Origin of the sequence: Streptomyces bicolor (genome assembly GCF_000719285.1) — a bacterium.
GTDB classification, from domain to species: domain Bacteria; phylum Actinomycetota; class Actinomycetes; order Streptomycetales; family Streptomycetaceae; genus Streptomyces; species Streptomyces bicolor.
Genome location: NZ_JOFS01000012.1, coordinates 1 through 21909, shown reverse-complemented (window position 1 = coordinate 21909; position 21909 = coordinate 1). Strand labels below are relative to the sequence as shown.

Genomic DNA, 21909 nt, shown 5'->3' with positions numbered 1-21909 from the left:
GCGACGACACATGGACGGCGCACGATCGGGGAACGAGGGAGCGGCGGCCGGGCGGGCCGCGTCGCCCGGGAGAGGCGAGAAGATCGCCGACTGGGCCGACGGGCGACTCGGGATCTATGCGGTGGCCAAGGCCAACATGCGCAAGGTCTTCCCGGACCACTGGTCCTTCATGCTGGGCGAGGTCAGCCTCTACAGCTTCCTCGTCCTGATCCTCACCGGCGTCTATCTCACCCTGTTCTTCGATCCGAGCACCCACGAGGTCGTCTACAACGGCTCCTACGAGCCCCTCAACGGTGTCCTGATGACCAGGGCCTACGAGTCCACGCTCGACATCAGCTTCGACGTGCGCGGCGGGCTGCTCATGCGGCAGATCCACCACTGGGCGGCGCTGGTCTTCATCACCGGCATGATGGTGCACATGATGCGGGTGTTCTTCACGGGCGCCTTCCGCAAGCCGCGCGAGCTCAACTGGGTGTTCGGCTGGACCCTGCTGATGCTCGGCATCATCACCGGCCTGACCGGCTACTCCCTCCCCGACGACCTGCTGTCCGGCACCGGCCTGCGGTTCGCCCACGGCGCGATCCTGTCCATCCCGATCGTGGGGACGTACATCGCGTTCTTCCTCTTCGGCGGGGAGTTCCCCGGGGAGGACTTCATCGCGCGGCTGTACCCGATCCACATCCTGCTGCTGCCCGGGATCATGCTCGGCCTGGTGGCCGCGCATCTGATCCTGGTCTTCTACCACAAGCACACGCAGTTCCCGGGCCCCGGCCGCGACGAGAAGTCGGTCGTCGGCATGCCCTTCCTGCCGGTGTACATGGCCAAGGCGGGCGGCTTCTTCTTCCTCGTCTTCGGCGTGCTGGCGATCATGGGCGGCATCGCCAGCATCAACCCGGTGTGGGCGTTCGGGCCCTACCGCCCGGACCTGGTGACCACGGGCGCCCAGCCCGACTGGTACCTGGGCTTCTCCGAGGGCCTGATCCGGGTGATGCCGGGATGGGAGATCAACGCCTGGGGCCATACCCTGGAGTTGGGTGTCTTCATCCCCTTCTCGCTCTTCCCGCTGATCCTGCTCGCGATCGGCCTGTATCCCTTCCTCGAGGCGTGGGTCACCGGCGACAAACGTGAGCACCACATCCTCGACCGGCCGCGCAACATGCCGGTGCGCACCGGTCTCGGCGCGGCCTGGCTGAGCCTGTACGCGGTGCTGCTGATCGGCGGCGGCAACGACATCGTGGCCACGCATCTGCATCTGTCCATCAACGTGATCACGTGGTTCGTGCGGATCGCGGTGTTCGTCGTGCCCGTCGTCACCTTCACGGTGACCAAGCGCATCTGCCTCGGGCTCCAGCGCCGGGACCGGGCCAAGGTGCTGCACGGCCGGGAGACGGGCACCATCAAGCGGCTTCCGCAGGGCGAGTACATCGAGGTCCACGAGCCGCTCGCCCAGGCGCAGCTGTTCACCCTCACCCAGCACGAGCAGCATCCGCCGTACGAGGTCGGCCCGCTCGTCGACGCGAACGGCGTCCGGCGCCGGGTCGCCCCGTCCCAGCGGGTACGGGCCCGGCTGGCGCGGGCCATGTTCGGGCCTCGGACGCGGATCGCGAAGCCGACGGTGGAGGAGTACCGCGAGGTCACCAGCGGCGATCACCACTGAGCACGTCCGCTCGGCACACGTCCGGGCTGCCCCACGCGTTTCTCAGCGCCCGGGCTTTGGTCAGCCACAGCGACAGGTCGTACTCCGCCGTGTAGCCGATCGCGCCGTGCAACTGGAGTGCGGTACGGGCGGTGGCGTACGCGGCCTCGCAGGCGGTGACCTTGGCGGCGGCGACATCGGCCGGGGTCATGGTGAGCGCGGCGCCGAGAACGAGGGGCCGGGCGAACTCGAGGGCGATCTTGGCGTCGGCCAGGCGGTGCTTGACGGCCTGGAACGAGCCTACGGGGGCGCCGAACTGAGTGCGCTGCCTGACGTACGTGACGGTCCTGTCGAGCAGTGCGAGGCCCACGCCGAGGGCCTGGGCGGCGGTGGCCAGACGGGCGTAGGCGAGGGCTTGTGCGGTGGGTGGGTCGGGGCTGAGGAGCTCGCCACCGGGGTCGAGGGGAGTGAGGCTGCGGGCCGGATCCAGGGAGGGGCGCACGGGGCCATGGCCGGGGGAGAGGTACAGGCCACGCGGGGTGAGCGCGAGGCGGGTGGTGGCCGCCTCGCCGTCCAGGGCGTACGGCGCCGTCCACGCCAGCGTCGCCATCGCCTCGCCCGCCGCCAGCGCCGGAAGGAGCCGCTTGGCCGGGCCGGGGTCGGGCAGACCGGCGAGCAGTGCCGCGGCGGTGACCGTCTCCACCAGGGGACCCGGCACCGCATGCCGCCCCAACTCCATGAAGGCGACGGCGAGTTCGACGGGCCGGGGGCCCAGCCCTTCGTACGCCTCGGGAACCGCCAGCGCGAACACCCCCGTCTCGGCGATACGGGACCACAGCGCACGGCCCCGCGCATGCTCGCCCCGGCTCCACTCCCGTATGACCGACGGGGTGTCCGCCGCCGTCAGCATCGAGTCCAGCGAATCCGCGAGGGCGCGCTGCTCGGCGTCGAGGAGGAACCTCATCAGCGTCGCCCCTTCGGCAGGCCGAGCAGCCGCTCGGCGATGATGTCGCGCTGGATCTCGTTCGTCCCCGCGTAAAGGGGACCGGCGAGGGAGAAGACATAGCGCTCGGACCAGTCGGTGTCGGCCGGCTCGCCCTCGGCGGCCAGGAGATCGAGGGCCGTCTCGTGCAGCGCGATGTCGTACTCCGACCAGAAGACCTTGTTCAGGCTGGACTCCGGGCCGATCGACTCGCCGTCGAGGAAGCGGGAGGCGGCGGCGTAGGTGAAGAGCTGGTACGCCCGGGCGCCGATCAGGGCGTCGGCCACGCCGGCACGGGCGCTCTCCGGGCTGCCCTGGGTGTGCCAGAGGTTCAGCAGACGGTCAGCGCTCGCCAGGAAGCGGCCGGGGGAGCGCAGCATCAGCCCGCGTTCGTTGCCCGCCGTCGACATCGCGATCCGCCAGCCCTGGCCCGGCTCGCCGATCACGTCCTCGTCCGGCACGAACACCTCGTCCAGGAACAGCTCGGCGAACGCCGGCTTCCCGTCGAGGCGTGCGAGGGGACGGACCGTGACGCCGGGGGCGCGCAGGTCGAACATGAGGTAGGTCAGGCCCTGGTGGGGTTTGGGCAGGTCCGGGGCGGTGCGGAACAGGCCGAAGGCACGGTCGGCGAAGGCGGCGCGCGAGGACCAAGTCTTCTGGCCGGACAGCAGCCAGCCGCCGTCCGTGGAGACGGCCCTCGACCTGAGGGAGGCCAGATCCGAGCCCGCCTCCGGCTCCGACCACGCCTGCGCCCAGATCACCTCACCGGTGGCCATGGGCGGCAGCACGCGCGCGCGTTGCTCCCGCGTGCCGTACTCGAAGAGGGTCGGGGCGAGCAGGCTGACGCCGTTCTGGTTGACGCGTCCCGGCGCACCCGCCGCCCAGTACTCCTCCTCGAACAGCAGCCATCGCACGAGCGTGGCGTCACGGCCGCCGTACGCCGTCGGCCAGTTCACCACCGACCAGCGGTCGGCGGCGAGTTCGGCCTCCCACATCCGGTGTGCCGCGAAGCCCTCCGCCGTCTCCAGAGAGGGCAGTGGATCGGGCGGCACGTGCGCGCGCAGCCAGGCGCGGGCCTCGGCGCGGAACTCCTCGTCGGCCGGAGAGTGCGTGAGGTCCACCGGCACCGTCCTTCCCCCATCTTCCCTAACAAGTGTTTGGTAGGTTAGCGTGCTGCCATGACAAACGTCGAGGCGCTGGCGTACGTTCCCGGGCACGGACTGCTCCGCGGGCGCACGGCCGTCATCACCGCCGCGGCGGGCGCGGGCATCGGCGGCGCGACCGCCCGCCGGCTCCTGGAGGAGGGCGCGCGCGTGCTGATCAGCGACGGGCACGGGCGGCGGCTGAAGGAGTACGAGGCGGAGCTGGCCCGGGAGTTCGCGGGCGCGGTGACGTCCGCGGTCTGTGACGTCACCGACGAGACGCAGGTGCGGGCCCTGTTCGACACCGCCGTACAGGAACACGGCCGGCTCGACGTCGTCGTCAACAACGCGGGCCTGGGCGGGACTTCGCCGCTCGTCGACATGACCGACGAGCAGTGGTCGAAGGTACTCGACGTGACCCTGAACGGCACCTTCCGATGCACCCGGGCCGCCCTGAGCCGGATGCGCGACACCGGCGGCGTGATCGTCAACAACGCCTCCGTCGTCGGCTGGCGCGCCCAGGCGGGCCAGGCGCACTATGCCGCCGCCAAGGCGGGAGTGATGGCGCTGACCAGGTGCGCGGCGATGGAGGCCGCCGAGTACGGGGTGCGGGTGAACGCCGTGGCGCCGAGTCTCGCCATGCACCCCCACCTGGCGAAGGTGACGACCCCCGAGCTGCTTCAGGAGCTGACCGCGCGCGAGGCGTTCGGGCGGTACGCCGAGCCCTGGGAGGTGGCCAACGTGATCGTCTTCCTGGCGTCGGGCTACTCGTCGTACCTGACCGGAGAGATCGTCTCCGTCAGCAGCCAGCACCCGTAGGACGACAATGGACCCGTGCCGACCAAGAAGAAGCCCCAGGTGACCGCCGCAGCCGCCAGGCGGCGCGAACTCCTCGACACCGCCGCCGAGGTCTTCGCCGAGCAGGGCTACAACGCCACGACCGTACGCAAGATCGCGGACCACGCGGGCATGCTCGCGGGCAGCCTCTACTACCACTTCGACTCCAAGGAATCGATGCTGGAGGAGATCCTGCGGAGCTTCCTCGACGAGCTCTGGGGCGGCTACGACGCCGTCCTGGGCGCCGAGCTCGGGCCCCGCGAGACCCTCGAGGCCCTGGTCACCGAGTCGTTCCGGGAGATCGACCGGCACCGCGCCGCCGTCGCGATCTACCAGAAGGAGAACAAGCAGCTGGTGGCGCAGGAACGGTTCGCGTTCCTCGCCGAGTCGCAGCGCAGGTTCGAGAAGGCGTGGCTGTCCACGCTGGAGCGCGGGGTCGCGGCCGGGGTGTTCCGTTCCGACCTCGACGTCCGGCTCACCTACCGGTTCGTGCGGGACACGGTGTGGGTCGCCGCGTCCTGGTACCGGCCCGGCGGACAGCACAGCCCGGAGGAGATCGCCCGGCAGTACCTGTCGATGGTGCTGGACGGGATCGCCGTACGTACGTAACTCACTGAGGAGTCTGGGGAGTTGCCATGGCCGAGGCCTACATCGTCGAAGCGGTCCGGACGCCCGTCGGGCGGCGCGGAGGAGGGCTCAGCGCGGTCCACCCGGCCGACCTGGGCGCGCATGTGCTGAAGGAGCTCGTCTCGCGCGCGGGCATGGACCCGGCCGCCGTGGAGGACGTCGTCTTCGGCTGCCTGGACGCCGTCGGGCCGCAGGCCGGGGACATCGCGCGGACCTGCTGGCTGGCGGCCGGGCTGCCCGAGGAGGTGCCGGGCGTGACCGTGGACCGGCAGTGCGGGTCCTCGCAGCAGGCCGTGCACTTCGCGGCGCAGGGCGTGCTGTCCGGCACCCAGGACCTCGTGGTCGCGGGCGGCGTGCAGAACATGTCGATGATCCCCATCGCCTTCGCCACCCGGCAGGCCGCCGAGCCGCTCGGCCTCACGGCGGGTCCCTTCGCGGGCAGCGAGGGCTGGCGGGCGCGGTACGGGGAGAAGCCGGTCAACCAGTTCGTCGGCGCCGAGATGATCGCCGCGAAGTGGGGGATCAGCCGGCAGGACCAGGAGGAGTTCGCGCTGCGGTCGCACCGGCGGGCACTGCGGGCCATCGACGAGGGGCGCTTCGAGCGGGAGCTCGTGCCGTACGGGCATGTCACGGTCGACGAGGGGCCGCGCCGGGACACCTCGATGGAGAAGATGGCCGGGCTGAAGCCGGTCATCGACGGCGGCACCATCACGGCCGCCTGTTCCTCGCAGGTCTCCGACGGCGCGGCGGCGATGCTGCTGGCCTCGGAGCGGGCGGTGCGCGAGCATGGGCTCACGCCCCGGGCCCGGGTGCACCATCTCTCGGTGCGCGGTGAGGATCCCATCCGCATGCTCACCGCGCCGATACCCGCCACCGCCCACGCCCTGAAGAAGACCGGACTGTCGATCGACGACATCGACCTCGTCGAGATCAACGAGGCGTTCGCGCCGGTGGTGCTGGCCTGGCTGAAGGAGACCGGCGCCGACCCGGACAAGGTCAACGTCAACGGGGGTGCGATTGCTCTGGGACATCCGCTGGGGGCGACCGGTGTGAAGCTGATGACGACCTTGCTGCACGAACTGGAGCGCACAGGCGGCCGGTTCGGGCTTCAGACCATGTGCGAGGGGGGCGGCCAGGCCAACGTCACGATCATCGAGAGGCTGTGAGACGCCGACGGGTGTCCTCCGCCTCCATCATGATCCGCTCCACCAGCTCCGCGCACGACGGCAGGTCGTCGATCACGCCGGCGACCTGACCGGACGCCATCACTCCCAGATCGGTACGGCCGTCCACCATGGACGCCTTGAGCAGCATCGGCGTGTTCGCGGCCAGCAGGACCTGGCTCCAGGTCAGGTCCTTGCCGTGCCGCAGTGCGCGACCGTCGCGGAGCATGCGGCGCCAGCTCGTGCCGGACAGCTTCCGGTATCCCGCTGCCCTGCGCACCGAATGGAGGAGGGTGCGTGCCCGGCTGGAGCGCTCCAGGGCGTCGACCAGTTCCGTACGCAGCATGCGGTGGGGCAGGCCGTCCACGGCCCGGGTGACCGTCACGTCCCGGACCGTCGCCGCCAGATACCGCGCCTTCACCGCGTCCGGCACCGTCGAGTCCGAGGTGAGCAGGAACCGCGTGCCCATGGCGACGCCCGCCGCCCCGTAGGCCAGTGCCGCGACCAGCCCGCGCCCGTCGAAGAAGCCGCCCGCCGCGACGACCGGGATGTCCACGGCGTCGACCACCTGCGGCAGCAGTACCGTCGTCGCCACCTCGCCGGTGTGCCCGCCGCCCTCGCCGCCCTGCACGATCACCGCGTCCGCACCCCACCCGGCGACCTTCTCGGCGTGCCGCCGGGCACCGATCGAGGGGATGACGACCACGCCCGCGTCCTTGAGCTCGGCGATCAGCTCACGGGAGGGCGCGAGGGCGAAGGAGGCGACGCGCACACCCTCGTCGATCAGCACGCGGACCCGGTCGCCGGCGTCCGAGGCGTCCGCCCGCAGGTTCACCCCGAACGGTGCGTCCGTACGGGACCTGACCTCGCGTATCGCCTCACGCAGCCGGTCGACGGACATCGTCGCGGAGGCCAGGATGCCCAGCGCGCCCGCGTTCGCCGTCGCCGAGACCAGCCGGGGGCCCGCCACCCAGCCCATCCCGGTCTGCACGATCGGGTGGCGGACCCCGACCAGCCGGGTCAGCGGCGTCTCCATCACGCGCCGACCTCCCTGGCGCGGGTGTTCTCCGGGTCGATCACCTCGCGGATGAGCCGCAGCTCGTCGGCGGTGGGCGGACGCGTCCGCGGCACGTCGTCGGGGACGGCCAGCTCGAAGGAGGTGGCTTCCCTGACCTGCGCCGGTGTGACGCCTGGATGAAGCGAGGCCAGTCGCATCGAGTGGTCGGGCGTGGCGAAGTCGAAGACGCCGAGGTCGGTGACGACACGGGGGATGCGGTGATGGCGGGCCGTTTCCGGATGCGCGGCCGCGTGGTCGTAGCCGACTCCGCACACCATGTCGACCTTCTCGACGAAGACCCGCCGGGACTGCCTCGGGATCCAGTAACTGGTCGGATGGTTCAGGGTGTTGACCGGTGCGCCCCGCACGCCGAGCAGCTGCCGTTTCGGCCGCTCCCAGTCGCCGATGCAGGAGATGTTCTGGTTGCCGTAGCGGTCGATCTGGCTCGCGCCCATCATCACGTGCCGCCGTCCACCGGTGACCAGGGCCAGATGCTGCCGGTACGGCAGCCAGCCCTCGGTCGTCCCGTCCGGGCGGACGAGGGTCGCCTCGCCGTCGGTCAGCAGCAGGTCGGGTGCGAAGGTGAGCCGTGCCAGCCGGGCCCCCACGGACGGGATCAGGCCCATCGGGCTCGCCAGGATCTCACCCGCGTCCCGCCAGGCCTCGGCACAGGCGATCACGCAGTACTCGGCACGGGTGGGCGGGACAGGAGCCGCCTGAGTGAACTCCGTCATGACCGCTCCCCGACCGCCGTCTGGTATGCCTGCTCGTCCCCGCCGAGGAACCGCGCCGCGAACTCGGCCCACGGCGTGCTCGCGTACGCCTTCTGGAAGGCCTCGTCCCGGCCGTAGTCGGGTGCGCAGGACGTGAAGTGCGCTCCGTTCGGGGCCTCGACGACCCCCGTCACCGTGTGCCGCTTGATCAGCAGGGTCTGCGGCGCGGCCTCCTTCGTCAGCTCGGCCGTGTCGACGATGCGCTCGCAGGAGACGTACGCAGTCTCGGCCGCCGCGCAGAAAAGATCGTCGAAGTAGGGATCGGGGCCCAGATACTGGCCGTTGCCCAGCCGGTCGGCACGGTTCACATGCACCAGGGCGGCGTCCAGGCGCAGGGCCGGCATGGCGACGAACGTCTCCCCGTCGTCGTACGGCGAAGTCACAGTCCGCAGAGCCGGGTTGACCCGCATCACGTCCGAACCGATCCCGGCCCGCACCGGCAGGAAGGGCAGCCGGTTGGCGGCCGCGTGCAGGCCCCACATGAACATCGCCTCGTCGATCTCCATGAGCTCGAAGGCGCCCTGTTCGCGGGCCGCGCGATAGTGCGGTTCCAGCGGGATCGAGTCGAGGGTGACGAAGGCCGTGACCAGCTTGCGGACACGTCCGGCCGCGGCGAGCATGCCGACGTCGGGGCCGCCGTACGAGACGATCGTGAGGTCGGTGACGTCGGAGCGCAGCAGCGCCCGCACCAGGGCCATCGGCTTGCGGCGCGAGCCCCAGCCGCCGATGCCGAGGGTCATGCCACTGCGCAGCCGGGAGACGACCTCGTCCGCGGTTGTCGTCTTGTCGCTCATTCAGCCACCGTCCCTTCCGAACGTGTCACGAACCCGGTCGGCGACCCCGCTGAGGCCCGCCTCGAAGGTGAAGCCCTGCTCGAAGCGGTAGCTGCGCCGCACGTCGACCGGGTCGATGCCGTTGATCGCGGCCTTGGCCAGGCGCAGCAGCTGACCGTCCTTCGCGGCGATCTCGCGGGCCAGCTCCAGGGCGGCGTCGCGCAGTCGGTCACGCGGCACGACCCGCCACACCGAGCCGTGCGCGTGCAGCTCGGCCGCGGTCGCGGTGCGCGAGGTGTAGTACAGGGCGCGCATCAGATGCTGGGGGACCAGCCGGGCCAGATGGGTGGCCGCGCCCAGCGCTCCCCGGTCCAGCTCGGGCAGCCCGAAGGTGGCGTCCTCGCTCGCCACGATCACGTCCGCGTTGCCCACCAGACCGACCCCGCCGCCGAGGCAGAAACCGTGCACGGCCGCGACGACGGGCACCTCGCAGTCGTACACCGCGGCGAAGGCCTCCGCGCAGGCGTGGTTGGCGCCGATCAGCGCACCGTGCCCGTCCCGCTGTATCTCCTTGATGTCCACGCCCGCGTTGAACCCGCGTCCCTCGGCCGCGACGACGACACAGCGGATCCCCGGGTCCCGGCCCGCCGACCGCACGGCGTCGGCCAGCGCGAACCAGCCCTCCACCGGCAGGGCGTTCACCGGCGGGAAGTCGACCGTGACGAGGGCGATCCCGTCTTTTCCGGGCCCCTTTTCCGGGGCCGAGGTGGAGACACCCATGGCCGCATCAGCTACCTTTCCACCAAACGTTTGTTAGGTGAAGGGTAGCCGCGCATGGGGCTGGACGGGAAGGTCGTGGTCGTCACGGGCGGCACGCGAGGTGTCGGCGCGGGCATCGCGCGCGCCTTCGCCGGGGCCGGGGCGCACGTCGTGGTCTGTGCACGCCGACCGCCCGAAGTCCCGTTCTCCGGCGCCGAGTTCAGGCCCCTCGACCTCCGCGATCCGGAAGCCGTACGAGCCTTCTTCGCCGCCCTGCCCCGCCTCGACGTGCTGGTCAACAACGCGGGTGGCACACCGTACCGACGGTTGACGGACACGGATGCCGAGCGGCACGCGCGCGTGATCGAGCTGAACCTTCTCGCGCCGATGACGGCGTCCCTGGCCGCGTACGAGCAGCTGAGGCGAGTGCGGGGCTCGGTGGTGATGATCGGCAGCGTCAGTGGCGGCCGCCCGTCACCCGGGTCGGCGGCGTACGGGGCGGCGAAGGCCGGGCTGGAGAGCCTGGCCAGGTCGATGGCGGTGGAGTGGGCGCCGGAGGTGCGCGTCAACACGCTGGTCGTCGGCATGGTCCGCACCGAGCAGTCGCATCTGCACTACGGCGGCGAGGACGGCATCGCGGCCGTCTCCCGCACCGTCCCGCTCGGCCGCCTCGCCGAACCGGCCGACATCGGCGCGGCCGCCGTCTTCCTCGCCTCCGAGGCCGCCGCCTATATCAGCGGGGCGAGCCTGCTCGTGCACGGCGGGGGAGAGCGGCCCGCGTTCCTGGACGCCGCAACGGTCAACAAGCAGGAAGGGGACATGGCATGAGCCGGATCTGTGAGGGGCGGGTCGTCGTCGTCACCGGAGCGGGCCGGGGGCTCGGGCGCGCGCACGCGCTCGCGTTCGCGGCCGAGGGGGCGAAGGTCGTCGTCAACGACCTCGGGGTCGGGCTCGACGGCACGCCGGGCGCCGGGGACTCCGCCCGGGGGGCGACCGCGGAGAGTCTCGCCCTGCGGGTCGTCGAGGAGATCCGCGCGGCGGGCGGCGAGGCGATCGCGCACGGCGGTGACGTCGCGACCGGCGCCGGGGCGGCGTCCTTGGTGGCTGCGGCTTTGGAGACGTACGGCCGTCTCGACACCCTCGTCAACAACGCGGGCTTCCTGCGGGACCGGATGCTGGTCAACCTGGACGAGGACGACTGGGACGCTGTCGTACGCGTCCACCTCAAGGGGCACTTCCTCCCCCTGAAGTACGCGGCCGCGCACTGGCGGGCGGAGGCGAAGGCGGGCCGTATGCCGGACGCCCGGATCGTCAATACGAGTAGCGGGGCGGGGCTGTTGGGCTCGCTGGGGCAGGGCAACTACAGCGCCGCGAAGGCGGGGATCGTTGGCCTGACGCTGGTCGCCGCGGCCGAGCTCGCCCGCTACGGCATCCGGGTCAACGCGATCGCGCCGGCGGCGCGAACCCGGATGACGGAACGTACCTTCGCGGAATCGATGGCGGCTCCTGCCGCCGGCTTCGACGCGATGGCCCCGGAGAACGTTTCTCCGCTGGTCGTCTGGTTGGGCTCCGCGGGGAGTGAGGGCGTGACGGGGAGGGTCTTCGAGGCGGAAGGCGGCCGGATCACGGTGATGGAGGGGTGGAGGGCGGGGCCGAGCGTGGACAAGGGGGCGCGGTGGACGCCGGAGGAGGTGGGGGAGATGGCGCGGAAGCTGGTGGGGGAGGCGGGGGTGCCGGGGGCGGTGTACGGCGCGTGAGGGTTTTTTCGCCCGGCCAGGGCGCTCTGCCCTCTGGCCGGAGAAAAACCCCTACGTGTCGCACTCGAGAACCGTCCGGCACAACCCACACCGCGCCCGAACCCTCCCCCGCACCGGCACCCGAATCCGCTGCTGACACGTAGGACACGCGAACGACACCCGCAACGGCCCCCGCCCGTCCGGCGTGAACGCATACGGCGCCCCCGGCCGCACCCCGGCACCATGGTGGTCCTGAGCATGGTCCTGCGCATGGCGCCGATCGCGGGCATACCGCCGCCGCCCCGCCCACCCGGCCGCCGTCAGCGGTGGCTGCTGCTCGTCACGGCGGGCCTCGGCCAGGCCCTTCACATACGCCGCGTACGCCTGCGGACTGGTGAACCACACCGACGGATCCTCGGCGAACAACAGCGCCCGCTTGGCGAGGACGTACCCGAACTCCTCCGGCGTCAGATACCCCAGCTTCTGCGAGGACGCCGCGTCCTCCCGGTACGCGTCGAGGAGCAGCCAGCCCGCCCCCAGATACGTGGTCGCCGTGTCCGTGAGGATCTCGTTGTCCCGCGTGCCCGGGAAGGACAGCCCGAGGCGGTGCAGATACACGTGCATCACCTCGTGGGCGAGCGCCGCCCCGATGTCCCGGCGATGGGTGCGGAAACGGTCGTTCAGCTCGACGAAGTACTCCGGCCCGGCGGCGAGTTCGACGTTCGCCGCATGGCTCATCTCCCGGAAGCTGACGATCAGCCGGGCGTCCGGCAGGCGGTAGTGCCGCACCAGCTCACGGGCCACACGCTGCGCGCCCAGATACAGATCATCCGTGTCGGCGAACGCCACGTCGACCGGCGCCACGCTCGCCGCGAAGGTCTGGATGGTGTCGTACGACAGCCGCCTGTAGAGCGCGGTGATGGAGGCCCGCACCGTCTCCAGGTGTGGGAAGCCGTGCTGAACCGGTCCGCCGTTCGCCACGCCCGTACCCCCAAGACGCCTTGAACCCGATTCCACTCTACGGGGATGAGAGGGGATTTTCCCTGGCGAGGTTCCACCGCCGGGGCGTGAGATCCGTCCTTGCCAGGCAAGCCGTCCGATCTTCATACTGCGGGCCGCTCAACACGCCATGAAAGGACGTATGTTGACCCACAGCCTGCCGAAGAGAAGCGGCATGACCCTGGCCAAGAGAGCGGCGGCCGTCGGTGCCGTCGCGCTCGCCGTCGCCTCCCTCCAGCCCCTCAGCGCGAACGCCGCGTCCACCCGTGTCGTCGGTGGAACGCCTGCCGCACAGAACGAGTTCCCCTTCATGGTCCATCTCTCCATGGGCTGCGGCGGGGCGCTCTACAAGAAGGACGTCGTCCTGACCGCCGCCCACTGCATGGACGGCTCCGGCAACAACACCAGCATCACCGTCACCGCCGGTGTCAACGACCTGAACTCCTCCGCCGCGATCAAGGTCAAGTCGACCAAGGTCAAGGTGGCCCCGGGCTACAACGGCAGCGGCAAGGACTGGGCGCTGATCAAGCTCGCCCGGCCCATCGACAAGCCGACGCTGAAGATCGCCACCACGGACCGCTACAACCGCGGCATGTTCACGATCGCCGGCTGGGGCGACCTGAAGGAAGGGGCCGGCGAGGGCACGACCAAGCTCCAGAAGGCCACCGTTCCCTTCGTCGCCGACCGCATCTGCAAGCGCCACTACGGAAACCGGCTGGTGTCGAAGGAGGAACTGTGCGCCGGCTGGCAGAGCGGCGGCATCGACACCTGCCAGGGCGACTCCGGCGGCCCCATGTTCCGCAAGGACGACGCGGGCAAGTGGATCCAGGTCGGCATCGTCAGCTGGGGCGACGGCTGCGCCCGCGCCGGTGTGCCCGGCGTCTACACCGAGGTCAGCCACTTCGCCAAGGACATAGCCCGCGCGGCGAACGCCCTGTAGGCGTCCGCCGCACCAGGAGCACGTCAGACGGCCCGGAGCACCGGGGCACCGGCCTCGCCGGACCCCGGCCGGGCCGTCTCCTCCAGCTCCAGCACCCAGATCTCGTTGACTCCCTCCCGCAGCACGGGACCCGGGACGTACAGCGAGCGCTGCGGCCCCGCGGACCAGTAGCGGCCGAGTCCGAAGCCGTTGATCCAGACGAACCCGCGGGTCCGGCCCGGCAGCTCCAGACGGGCGTCACCGGCGCCCCGCACCTTCACGGTGCCCCGGTACAGCCCCGGGGCACCGTCCCCGGGCAGCTCCCGCGACGGCACCGCCCGGACCCGCTCGACGTCGTCCAGCTCCTCCAGCCGCAGCCCACGCGCGCGTACGTCGTGCAGATACTGCCGCTCGTGCAGCACGCCCCCGGTGATCCCCTTGGGCTCGCCCAGCCGAGGCCCGTAGTTCACCCGCCCCAGGGACTCCACCCACAACTCCACGCGCGCGTGCCCCGCCACGGGCTCCTTGAGGCACACGTCGTCCTCGCCGAGCACCCCGGCCCGCTCCCCGTCGACGTACACCACGGCCAGATCCCGCAGCCCGCGCACCGTCAGCGGATACGGCTGCCGCGGCCCCGGCACCATCACCTCGTACCGCACCAGGCCCCGCTCGACGCCCAGCTCCTCGAACGTGGGCGGCACGGGACCGGACGCCTCCGGGCCGCCGAGCGTCTCCAGTACGTCACTCAGGGGCGCCCAGTCGGTCAACGCCACCTCGGCCGGCGCGCTCAACGACGCGGGCGCGGGCGGGACTTCGGGCAGCGGACCGTCGGCGTACTCGGCGAGGACCGCGCGGAAGGCCCGGAACTTCTCCGTGGGGCGGCCGTACTCGTCGATCGGGGCGTCGTAGTCGTACGACGTCACGTCGGGCTCCAGCGGGCCGTCGTGCATCGCGCCGCCGCTGCGGTTGGCGCCCGCCCAGCCCGCGAAGTTCGTGCCGCCGTGCGCCATGTACAGGTTGACCGAGGCCCCGCACTCCAGGATCTCCCGCAGGGCCGCCGCCGCGTCCCCGGCGTCCCGTACGACGTGCTCACCGCCCCAGTGGTCGAACCAGCCGCACCAGAACTCCATGCACATCAGCGGACCGTCGATGCGGTGCCGGCGCAGCGTCTCGAAGGCCACGCGCGCGTGGGAGCCGAAGTTCACCGTCGCCAGGACGCCCGGGATCGAGCCGCCGGAGAGCATGTGGTCCTCGGGGCCGTCCGAGGTGAACAACGGCACCGTGACACCGTGCTCGCGCAGCAGGCCGGCCAGGCGGCGCAGATACTCCGCGTCCGAGCCGTAGCTGCCGTACTCGTTCTCGACCTGCACCATGATCACCGGTCCGCCCCGGTCGATCTGCCGGGGCACGACCTCGCCCAGCAGCCGCCCGAACCAGCTCGCCACGTGTCCGAGGTAGCGCTCGTCGCGGGTACGCGCGCGTGCGCCCACCTCGGCCGTCAGCCAGTACGGCAGCCCGCCGTTCTCCCACTCGGCGCAGATGTACGGCCCCGGCCGCACGATCGCCCACAGCCCCGCCTCACCGGCCGCGTCCAGGAACCGGCCGAGCGCCGCCACGTCCCGGCTGCGGCCCGGCGCCGGCTCGTGCAGGTTCCACGGCACATACGTCTCCACACAGTTGAGGCCCATCGCCCGCAGCATCGCCAGCCGATGACCCCACTGCGCCTCGTGCACCCGGAAGTAGTGCAGCGCGCCGGACAGCAGCCGCACCGGCCGCCCGTCCAGCAGGAAATCCGTGTCCCCCACCGTGAACTCACTCATGGCCCCACCCTCACCTCTGGCGGTGATCAGGTCCATGGACAAAGATCGGCGCTGCTTGGACCGAAGCGACGCGGAAGGGACCGCGGATGTACCACACCTGGATGCGGTTCTTCACGCCCGGCCCCGCCCACCACCGGCTCGGCCTCGTCTGCCTCGGCGTCGGCCTCCAGTACGGCGCCCTGCCCACCGTCGGACCCAGGGTCCTGGACCACCATGTCGCCGTCGTGATCAGTACCGGCGGCGGGTGGTACGCCGACCCCGACGGCCGCCGCACGCCCGTCACCGCGCCCGCACTGCTGTGGCTCACCCCCGGCGTACCGCACCACTACGCGCCCGACCCCGGCACCGGCTGGGACGAGGGCTTCGTCGACTTCGCCGGGCCCGCCACCGCCTCGTACACCGAACTCGGCTACATCGAGCCGGACCGCCCCGTCGTACCCCTCTCCGACGCAGCCGGCCCGCGGGCCGTCATCGGGCGCATGGCCCGCGCCGCCCGCCGCGACAACCCCCTCCTGGAGGTCGAGACCGGCGCCGCCGTCCACGAACTCCTCGTCGCCCTGCGCCGCGCCCGCGCCGACCTCGCACCCGACGGCGACCCGGTCCTCAAGGCCCTCGCCCGCGACGCCTGCCTGCCGCTCACGGTCGCCGACCACGCCGCCCGGCACGGCATGACCCTCACCGAACTGCGCACCGCCGTACGGCGCGGCGCCGGCTGCAGCCCCAAGGACTACCTGCTCGGCATCCGCCTCGGCCGCGCCAAGGAACTCCTCGCCGCCACCGACCTGCCCGTCGCCGCCGTCGCCCGCCGCGTCGGCTACGACGACCCCGCCTACTTCTCCCGCCTGTTCACCCGCCGCGTCGGCATGGCCCCCGTCCGCTTCCGCGCCCAGCAGAGCCGCACCGTGCCCGGCGGCTGGAGCAACCAGGTCCCCGACCCCGACGACCCACCCATGATCGAACGAACGACCATGTGAGGCGGCCCCGTAGGCTGGGCCCCCATGACCACCAGCAACCCGTCCCAGGGCGACGTCGACCCCGCCGTCCGCGAGGAGCTCGCCCGGCTGCGCGACAGCATCGACAACATCGACGCGGCCGTCGTCCACATGCTCGCCGAACGCTTCAAGTGCACCCAGCAGGTCGGCCACCTCAAGGCCAGGCACCAGCTCCCGCCCGCCGACCCCGCCCGCGAGGCCCGGCAGATCGCCCGGCTGCGCACCCTCGCCGAGAACGCCAAGCTCGACCCGGCGTTCGCCGAGAAGTTCCTGGGCTTCATCATCGGCGAAGTGATCAGGCACCACGAGAGCATCGCCGAGGACACGATCAACGGCGTCGCGTCCACGGCCACATGACCCCCGGACCAGGCTCTGACGTACGGATCACCCCGGCGGCGCGGGGGCAGTCGAAAGGCGCGGCACCGCACCCGCCCGCGCGGGCGACGCGAATATGACGGCGGGCCCCGGACAGGCCCGCCCGGGGGAGTGACACGGCGGCCCGTGCCGGGCATGCTGCGCTGTGCACCGCATGTCAGCTGACACGCACTCCCCGTCAGCGCCCCGGACATACCCTGGCTGTCCACGTGGGAGGGACGTCGGGCCATGCCGTCGGATGCCAAGATCCTCATCGTCGACGATCACAAGGACACGCTGTACGCGCTGGAGAGCGCCCTGGCCCCCCTGGGCTACCGGCTCGCCCGCGCCACCAGCGGCGACGAGGCGCTCAAACAGGTGCTCCGCGGCCAGGTCGGCCTGCTGCTCCTGGACGTCCGGATGCCCGGCGTCAGCGGCCTGGACGTGGTGCGCTACATGCGACGGGTGGAACAGACCCAGCACATACCGGTCATCCTGCTCACCGGCTTCGGCACCGACCAGGAACTGATGTCCACCGCCTTCGCGCTCGGCGTCGCCGACCTCGTCATGAAGCCCATCGACCCCTGGACACTGCGCACCAAGGTCCGCTACCTGTACGACGCCTACCGGCGCCAGCGCGCACTGGAGCAGGAGGTCCGCGAGTTACGCGCCCTCGTCAAGGACGACCCCGGCACCCGGGAACCCGGACCGCGCCCCGCCTTGCCCCACCCCGACACCCGCGTCCCACCGCAGCGCGACAGCCCGACGGCGACACCGACCACGGACCGGACATGACGCCGACCACGAGCCGGACATAACACCCGTACCGATCCGCCCCTGTGCCTTGTCAGCGGCATCAGGCAGCATGTCGTCCATGTCCGTACTCACGCGCGACGAAGCGCAGACCCGTGCCCAGCTCCTCGACGTCCACCGCTACACGATCGAACTCGACCTGACCACCGGTGACGAGACCTTCGACTCCCGCACCGTCATCCGGTTCAGCACGCGCGCGGACCAAGCGGACACGGACACCTTCGTCGAGATCAAGCCGGCCGAGCTGCGCACCGTCACCCTCGACGGACAACCCCTCGACCCCGAGACCCTGGACGGCAACCGGCTGCCCCTGAAGGACCTCACCGCCGGCGAGCACGAACTGCGCGTCGACGCCGTCATGCGCTACTCCCGCACCGGCGAGGGCATGCACCGCTTCACCGACCCCACCGACGGCGAGACCTACGTCTACACCCAGCTGTTCATGGACGACGTCCAGCGCGTCTTCGCCGCCTTCGACCAGCCCGACCTCAAGGCCGTCTTCGACCTCACCGTCACGGCACCCGAGGGCTGGACCGTCCTCGCCAACGGCATCACCGAACACCTCGGCGACGGCCGCTGGCAAGCCGCCCCCACCCCGCTGATCTCCACCTACCTCGTCGCCGTCGCCGCCGGCCCCTGGCACTCCGTGCGCACCGAACACCGCGGCCTGCCCTTCGGCCTGCACTGCCGCCGCTCGCTCGCCCCCTACCTCGACACGGACGCCGACGAACTCCTCGACGTCACACGCGCGTGCTTCGACCGCTACCACGAGACGTTCGACGAGCCCTACCCCTTCGACTCCTACGACCAGGCATTCGTCCCCGAGTTCAACGCCGGCGCCATGGAGAACCCCGGACTGGTCACCTTCCGCGACGAGTTCGTCTACCGCTCCGCCGTCACCGACACCGAGCGCCAGACCCGCGCCATGGTCATCGCCCACGAGATGGCCCACATGTGGTTCGGCGACCTCGTCACCCTGCGCTGGTGGGACGACATCTGGCTGAACGAGTCCTTCGCCGAGTACATGGGCTACCAGACCTGCGCCGAAGCCACCCGCTTCACCGACACCTGGACCGACTTCGGCGTCGCCCGCAAGTCCTGGGGCTACGACGCCGACCAGCGCCCCTCCACCCACCCCGTCGCCCCCGAAGCCGTCAACGACACCGCCACGGCCCTGCTCAACTTCGACGGCATCTCCTACGCCAAGGGCGCCTCCGCACTGCGCCAACTGGTGGCCTGGCTCGGCGAGAAGGACTTCCTCGCCGGCATCAACACCCACTTCGCCCGCCACAAGTTCGCCAACGCCACCCTCGCCGACTTCATCGACTCCCTCGCCTCCGCCGCCGAACGCGACGTCCACGCCTGGGCCGACACCTGGCTGCGCACCACCGGCGTCGACACCCTCACCCCGGCCGTCACCCCCGGCGAGAACGGCACCTACAGCCTCACCGTCGACCACGCCGGCCACCGCCCGCACCGCATCGCCGTCGGCCTGTACGACCAGGACCTCGGCGACAACGAGGGCCACCTCGTCCTGCGCGAACGCCTCGACCTCGACGTCCCGCACACGGCCCCGCTGCCCATCGGCAAGCGCCCCGCCCTGCTGCTCCTCAACGACGGCGACCTGACCTACGCCAAGGTCCGCTTCGACGCCGAGTCCTTCGAGACCATCCGCAAGAGCCTCGCCGGACTCCCCGAACCCCTCACCCGCGCCGTCGTCTGGAACGCCCTGCGCGACGCCGTCCGCGACGGCGAACTGGCCGCCACCGCCTACCTGGAGACGGCCCGCACCCACCTCCCGCACGAGACCGACCTCGCCATCGTCCAGGGCGTCCTCGCCTTCGCCGGCGCCCAGATCGCCGACCGCTACCTCACCCCCGACGAGCGCCCCGCCGCCCTGGCCACGCTCTCCTCCCTCTGCCGCGACCTGATCCGCCGCACCGAGGACGGCGACAATCCCGGCCTGCGCCTGATCGCCGTACGCCACTTCATCGACGTCGCCGCCCACCCCGAGACGATCGCCGCCTGGCTCGCCGACGGCACCGTGCCCGGCGGACCCGAACTCGACCCCGAGCTGCGCTGGCGCGTCCTGGGCCGCCTCGCCGTCCTCGGCGCCGTCGACGAAGCCGCCATCGCCGCCGAGCTGGAACGCGACCCGAGCGCCACCGGCCAGGAGGGCGCCGCCCGCTGCCGGGCCGCCCTGCCCGACGAGGAGGCCAAGGCCAAGGCCTGGGACGCCATGTTCGCCACCGACGACAGCACCGACCTGTCCAACTACCTCTTCATCGCCACCGCCCAGGGCTTCTGGCAGCCCGAACAGGAAGAACTCGTACGGCAGTACGTCCCGCGCTACTACAAGGACGCCGTCGCCCTCGCCGCCCGCCGCGGCCCCGCCATCGCCGACGCCGCCGGCCGCTACGCCTTCCCGGCGTACTCCGTCGACGCCGAGGCCCTGCGACTGGGCGAGGAATGCCTGCGCGACGGCGAGCCGATCCCGGCGCTGCGACGCAGGTTCGCCGACCAACTCGACGACCTCGCAAGGGCGCTGCGCGTACGGGAGGCGTAGGGCGCCGGCCCGTACGACGTACGGGGAACCGCTTCCGACGGCCGACGCACAGGGCCGGTCGTCCTGCTCGACCGGCCCTCGGAAGCTCCCTTACTCCGCAACCATCCGTACGCCACCCCGACACGCTTTCCCCGCACGCAGGTACCCCCTTTCGGGTTCCGATCGTTGGGCTTTTCGGGTGTGACCACGCATCCGGGTACAAGCTGGTAATCCCTCTTGCCCAGCGCCCGGGAGGACACGATGAGCGCGTCGGCGTCGCTCGCGTCAGGCCCTGAAGGTCCGCACGCCCTACGGCCGTTGCTCGACACCGTGCTCGACGCGCTGAGCGAGGGCGCCCGGGCGCGCGGCGGGCCACTGCCCTCGGGCGGCCCCGACGCGGTAGCCGCGCGCGTGCGGGACGCGGTCGGGGACGTACTGCCCGACCAGGGCGACCCGAACGCCCTCCACGACGTCGTCCGAGCGCTCACGGAAGCCGCCACCGACCCCTCCGACCCCTACTGCACCGCCCACCTCCACTGCCCACCCCTCGCCCTGGCCACCGCCGCCGACCTGGCCGCCTCCGCCCTCAACCCCTCACTGGACTCCTGGGACCAGGCACCCGGGGCATCCGAGCTGGAGGCACTGGTCACGGGGGCGCTCGCGCGGGAGGTCTATCGCGGCCCGGGAGCGGCACTTCTCGACGCCGGTTCAGGCATTCCAGCCCGTCTGGGGGTGCCCCCTCTGGGGGAGTTTGAGGACGAGGCCGTTCAGGCCGATGGGGGTCCAGGGGGCGAAGCCCCCTGGCGGGGTCGAAGGGGCAGAGCCCCTGGGGATGGGACGGGTAGGGGCGGCGGGGGCGAGAAAACCCCCGCACACCCCGACGCCCTGATCACCACCGGCGGCACCGAATCCAACCACCTCGCCCTCCTCCTCGCCCGCGAAGCCCACGGCACCGGCGTCCGGCTCGTACACGGCGCGAACGCCCACCACTCCCTGCCCCGCGCCGCCTGGCTGCTCGGCCTGCCTGAACCCGTCGTCGTCCCCGCCCCGGCCGGCACCCTCGACCCCGCCGCCCTCGACGAGGCCCTTACCGACCTGCCCGGCCCACCCGGCTCCCTCGTCGTCGCCGCCACCGCCGGCACCACCGACGCCGGCCACATCGACCCCCTCCCGGAGATCGCCGCCCTGTGCGCGGCCCACGGCGCCCGACTCCACGTCGACGCGGCCTACGGCGGAGCCCTCCTCTTCAGCGACCGCTACCGCGACCGGCTCACCGGCCTCGACGCCGCCGACACCGTCACCCTCGACCTGCACAAGCTCGGCTGGCAGCCGGTCGCCGCAGGCCTCCTCGCCGTCCGGGACCCACGCGACCTCGCCGCACTCCACCACCGCGCCGACTACCTCAACGCCGAGGACGACACCGAGGCGGGCCTGCCCGACCTGCTCGGCCGCTCCCTGCGCACCAGCCGCCGACCCGACGTCCTCAAGGTCGCCGTCACCCTCAAGGCCCTCGGCCGCACCGGCCTCGGCCGGCTCGTCGAGCAGGTCTGCGACCACGCCGGTGAGTTCGCCGCCCTCGTCCACGACCACCCCGGGTTCGAGCTCTACGACCCGCCCACCATCAGCACGGTCCTGTTCCGGCCCGCACACGCCACCGACGACGCCGTCGCCGCCGTACGCCGAAGGCTCCTCACCGACGGCCGCGCCGTCCTCGGCCGGGCCCGGATAAACGGGCGCCTGTGGCTCAAGGCCACACTCCTCAACCCGCACACACGCCCGGACGACCTGGCCGCCCTCCTGAAACTGGTGGAAGGAAACACCCCCGGATGACCCCCCAGCCAAACCCCCACGCAGCCCCCCGCACCGCCCCCCACGCAGCGGAGCCCCGTACCGTCTCCCACGCCGGGCCCCACGCAGGCCCCCACACGAGCCCCCACCCAGACCCTGTCTCTTATACACATCTCCGAGCCCACGAGACTAGG

At 71.7% G+C, this 21909-nt stretch carries 20 protein-coding genes; 12 read left to right on the top strand and 8 right to left on the bottom strand.

The window, feature by feature from the left end; all coding sequences use genetic code 11:
- Positions 1 to 10 precede the first annotated feature (10 nt).
- Positions 11 to 1657: a cytochrome bc1 complex cytochrome b subunit gene (qcrB, locus tag IF78_RS0118050; protein ID WP_031483468.1), complete on the top strand. Its 1647-nt coding sequence runs from the start codon at positions 11 to 13 to the stop codon at positions 1655 to 1657.
- Here the strand turns inward: qcrB and IF78_RS0118045 are convergent.
- A complete protein-coding gene (locus tag IF78_RS0118045) occupies positions 1635 to 2600 on the bottom strand; it encodes an acyl-CoA dehydrogenase family protein (protein ID WP_031483470.1) in 966 nt (321 codons plus the stop codon). The genes qcrB and IF78_RS0118045 overlap by 23 nt on opposite strands.
- Positions 2600 to 3739 carry an acyl-CoA dehydrogenase family protein gene (locus IF78_RS0118040; protein WP_031483472.1) on the bottom strand — a complete coding sequence of 380 codons (1140 nt, stop codon included), beginning with the start codon at positions 3737 to 3739 and terminating at the stop codon, positions 2600 to 2602. Before IF78_RS0118040 ends, IF78_RS0118045 begins: the two co-directional genes overlap by 1 nt.
- Before the next feature lie 57 nt (positions 3740 to 3796).
- Here IF78_RS0118040 and IF78_RS0118035 point away from each other — a divergent pair, with 57 nt between their 5' ends.
- Genes IF78_RS0118035 through IF78_RS0118025 form a run of 3 tightly spaced genes read left to right on the top strand, consistent with a single transcriptional unit; the run spans position 3797 to position 6390 of the window.
- Positions 3797 to 4579: an SDR family oxidoreductase gene (locus tag IF78_RS0118035; protein WP_031483475.1), complete on the top strand. Its 783-nt coding sequence runs from the start codon at positions 3797 to 3799 to the stop codon at positions 4577 to 4579.
- Positions 4580 to 4594: 15 nt separating this feature from the next.
- Positions 4595 to 5206 (top strand): TetR/AcrR family transcriptional regulator, encoded by a 612-nt coding sequence (locus IF78_RS0118030; protein WP_004002010.1) that lies wholly within the window; start codon positions 4595 to 4597, stop codon positions 5204 to 5206.
- Between the two features lie 26 nt (positions 5207 to 5232).
- Positions 5233 to 6390 carry an acetyl-CoA C-acetyltransferase gene (locus IF78_RS0118025; RefSeq protein ID WP_031483478.1) on the top strand — a complete coding sequence of 386 codons (1158 nt, stop codon included), beginning with the start codon at positions 5233 to 5235 and terminating at the stop codon, positions 6388 to 6390.
- On the opposite strand, the gene IF78_RS0118020 is transcribed toward IF78_RS0118025, so the two are convergent.
- From IF78_RS0118020 to IF78_RS0118005, 4 genes are read right to left on the bottom strand one after another with little or no spacing between them, the layout of a single operon-like run.
- Positions 6374 to 7423, bottom strand: coding sequence for an NAD(P)H-dependent flavin oxidoreductase (locus IF78_RS0118020; protein ID WP_031483480.1), 1050 nt, complete (start codon positions 7421 to 7423; stop codon positions 6374 to 6376). The genes IF78_RS0118025 and IF78_RS0118020 overlap by 17 nt on opposite strands.
- Positions 7423 to 8178, bottom strand: a complete 756-nt coding sequence (locus tag IF78_RS0118015; RefSeq protein ID WP_031483481.1) for a CoA-transferase subunit beta — start codon at positions 8176 to 8178, stop codon at positions 7423 to 7425. Before IF78_RS0118015 ends, IF78_RS0118020 begins: the two co-directional genes overlap by 1 nt.
- A complete protein-coding gene (locus IF78_RS0118010) occupies positions 8175 to 9011 on the bottom strand; it encodes a CoA transferase subunit A (protein WP_031483483.1) in 837 nt (278 codons plus the stop codon). Before IF78_RS0118010 ends, IF78_RS0118015 begins: the two co-directional genes overlap by 4 nt.
- On the bottom strand, positions 9012 to 9770 hold the full coding sequence (locus tag IF78_RS0118005; RefSeq protein ID WP_031483485.1) for an enoyl-CoA hydratase family protein: 759 nt from the start codon (positions 9768 to 9770) through the stop codon (positions 9012 to 9014).
- Between the two features lie 54 nt (positions 9771 to 9824).
- On the opposite strand from IF78_RS0118005, the gene IF78_RS0118000 reads away from it, so the two are divergent.
- Both IF78_RS0118000 and IF78_RS0117995 read left to right on the top strand, forming a co-directional pair.
- Positions 9825 to 10577, top strand: coding sequence for an SDR family oxidoreductase (locus IF78_RS0118000; protein ID WP_031483487.1), 753 nt, complete (start codon positions 9825 to 9827; stop codon positions 10575 to 10577).
- On the top strand, positions 10574 to 11506 hold the full coding sequence (locus tag IF78_RS0117995; protein ID WP_031483489.1) for an SDR family oxidoreductase: 933 nt from the start codon (positions 10574 to 10576) through the stop codon (positions 11504 to 11506). The genes IF78_RS0118000 and IF78_RS0117995 overlap by 4 nt, the downstream gene beginning before the upstream one ends.
- 51 nt (positions 11507 to 11557) lie before the next feature.
- Here IF78_RS0117995 and IF78_RS0117990 read toward each other — a convergent pair whose 3' ends face one another.
- Positions 11558 to 12466: a hypothetical protein gene (locus IF78_RS0117990; RefSeq protein ID WP_031483490.1), complete on the bottom strand. Its 909-nt coding sequence runs from the start codon at positions 12464 to 12466 to the stop codon at positions 11558 to 11560.
- A 193-nt stretch (positions 12467 to 12659) separates the two neighbouring features.
- Between IF78_RS0117990 and IF78_RS0117985 the strand changes: the two genes are divergently transcribed.
- Positions 12660 to 13424, top strand: coding sequence for a S1 family peptidase (locus IF78_RS0117985; RefSeq protein ID WP_031483492.1), 765 nt, complete (start codon positions 12660 to 12662; stop codon positions 13422 to 13424).
- Between the two features lie 23 nt (positions 13425 to 13447).
- Here IF78_RS0117985 and IF78_RS0117980 read toward each other — a convergent pair whose 3' ends face one another.
- Complete coding sequence (locus IF78_RS0117980) at positions 13448 to 15223, bottom strand: glycoside hydrolase family 35 protein (RefSeq protein WP_031483494.1); 1776 nt, start codon at positions 15221 to 15223, stop codon at positions 13448 to 13450.
- 86 nt (positions 15224 to 15309) lie between these two features.
- Here IF78_RS0117980 and IF78_RS0117975 point away from each other — a divergent pair, with 86 nt between their 5' ends.
- From IF78_RS0117975 to IF78_RS0117955, 5 genes are all read left to right on the top strand, one after another.
- Positions 15310 to 16197: a helix-turn-helix domain-containing protein gene (locus tag IF78_RS0117975; RefSeq protein WP_031483496.1), complete on the top strand. Its 888-nt coding sequence runs from the start codon at positions 15310 to 15312 to the stop codon at positions 16195 to 16197.
- Between the two features lie 24 nt (positions 16198 to 16221).
- Positions 16222 to 16572: a chorismate mutase gene (locus IF78_RS0117970; protein ID WP_031483498.1), complete on the top strand. Its 351-nt coding sequence runs from the start codon at positions 16222 to 16224 to the stop codon at positions 16570 to 16572.
- A gap of 246 nt (positions 16573 to 16818) precedes the next feature.
- Positions 16819 to 17364 (top strand): response regulator, encoded by a 546-nt coding sequence (locus IF78_RS0117965; protein WP_031483500.1) that lies wholly within the window; start codon positions 16819 to 16821, stop codon positions 17362 to 17364.
- A gap of 79 nt (positions 17365 to 17443) precedes the next feature.
- A complete protein-coding gene (pepN, locus tag IF78_RS0117960) occupies positions 17444 to 19948 on the top strand; it encodes an aminopeptidase N (RefSeq protein WP_031483502.1) in 2505 nt (834 codons plus the stop codon).
- Between the two features lie 240 nt (positions 19949 to 20188).
- Positions 20189 to 21757, top strand: coding sequence for a pyridoxal phosphate-dependent decarboxylase family protein (locus IF78_RS0117955; protein ID WP_031483504.1), 1569 nt, complete (start codon positions 20189 to 20191; stop codon positions 21755 to 21757).
- Positions 21758 to 21909 lie beyond the last annotated feature (152 nt).

Excerpts from the sequence above, each read along its gene's own strand:
- IF78_RS0117985 (WP_031483492.1), top strand. The coding sequence starts at position 12,660 with ATGACCCTGGCCAAGAGAGCGGCGGCCGTCGGTGCCGTCGCGCTCGCC.
- IF78_RS0118025 (WP_031483478.1), top strand. The coding sequence starts at position 5,233 with ATGGCCGAGGCCTACATCGTCGAAGCGGTCCGGACGCCCGTCGGGCGG.
- pepN (WP_031483502.1), top strand. The coding sequence starts at position 17,444 with ATGTCCGTACTCACGCGCGACGAAGCGCAGACCCGTGCCCAGCTCCTC.
- IF78_RS0118010 (WP_031483483.1), bottom strand. The coding sequence starts at position 9,011 with ATGAGCGACAAGACGACAACCGCGGACGAGGTCGTCTCCCGGCTGCGC.
- IF78_RS0117995 (WP_031483489.1), top strand. The coding sequence starts at position 10,574 with ATGAGCCGGATCTGTGAGGGGCGGGTCGTCGTCGTCACCGGAGCGGGC.
- qcrB (WP_031483468.1), top strand. The coding sequence starts at position 11 with ATGGACGGCGCACGATCGGGGAACGAGGGAGCGGCGGCCGGGCGGGCC.
- IF78_RS0117980 (WP_031483494.1), bottom strand. The coding sequence starts at position 15,223 with ATGAGTGAGTTCACGGTGGGGGACACGGATTTCCTGCTGGACGGGCGG.
- IF78_RS0117955 (WP_031483504.1), top strand. The coding sequence starts at position 20,189 with ATGAGCGCGTCGGCGTCGCTCGCGTCAGGCCCTGAAGGTCCGCACGCC.
- IF78_RS0117975 (WP_031483496.1), top strand. The coding sequence starts at position 15,310 with ATGTACCACACCTGGATGCGGTTCTTCACGCCCGGCCCCGCCCACCAC.
- IF78_RS0117965 (WP_031483500.1), top strand. The coding sequence starts at position 16,819 with ATGCCGTCGGATGCCAAGATCCTCATCGTCGACGATCACAAGGACACG.
- IF78_RS0118005 (WP_031483485.1), bottom strand. The coding sequence starts at position 9,770 with ATGGGTGTCTCCACCTCGGCCCCGGAAAAGGGGCCCGGAAAAGACGGG.
- IF78_RS0118020 (WP_031483480.1), bottom strand. The coding sequence starts at position 7,423 with ATGGAGACGCCGCTGACCCGGCTGGTCGGGGTCCGCCACCCGATCGTG.
- IF78_RS0118035 (WP_031483475.1), top strand. The coding sequence starts at position 3,797 with ATGACAAACGTCGAGGCGCTGGCGTACGTTCCCGGGCACGGACTGCTC.
- IF78_RS0118015 (WP_031483481.1), bottom strand. The coding sequence starts at position 8,178 with ATGACGGAGTTCACTCAGGCGGCTCCTGTCCCGCCCACCCGTGCCGAG.
- IF78_RS0117970 (WP_031483498.1), top strand. The coding sequence starts at position 16,222 with ATGACCACCAGCAACCCGTCCCAGGGCGACGTCGACCCCGCCGTCCGC.
- IF78_RS0118045 (WP_031483470.1), bottom strand. The coding sequence starts at position 2,600 with ATGAGGTTCCTCCTCGACGCCGAGCAGCGCGCCCTCGCGGATTCGCTG.
- IF78_RS0118000 (WP_031483487.1), top strand. The coding sequence starts at position 9,825 with ATGGGGCTGGACGGGAAGGTCGTGGTCGTCACGGGCGGCACGCGAGGT.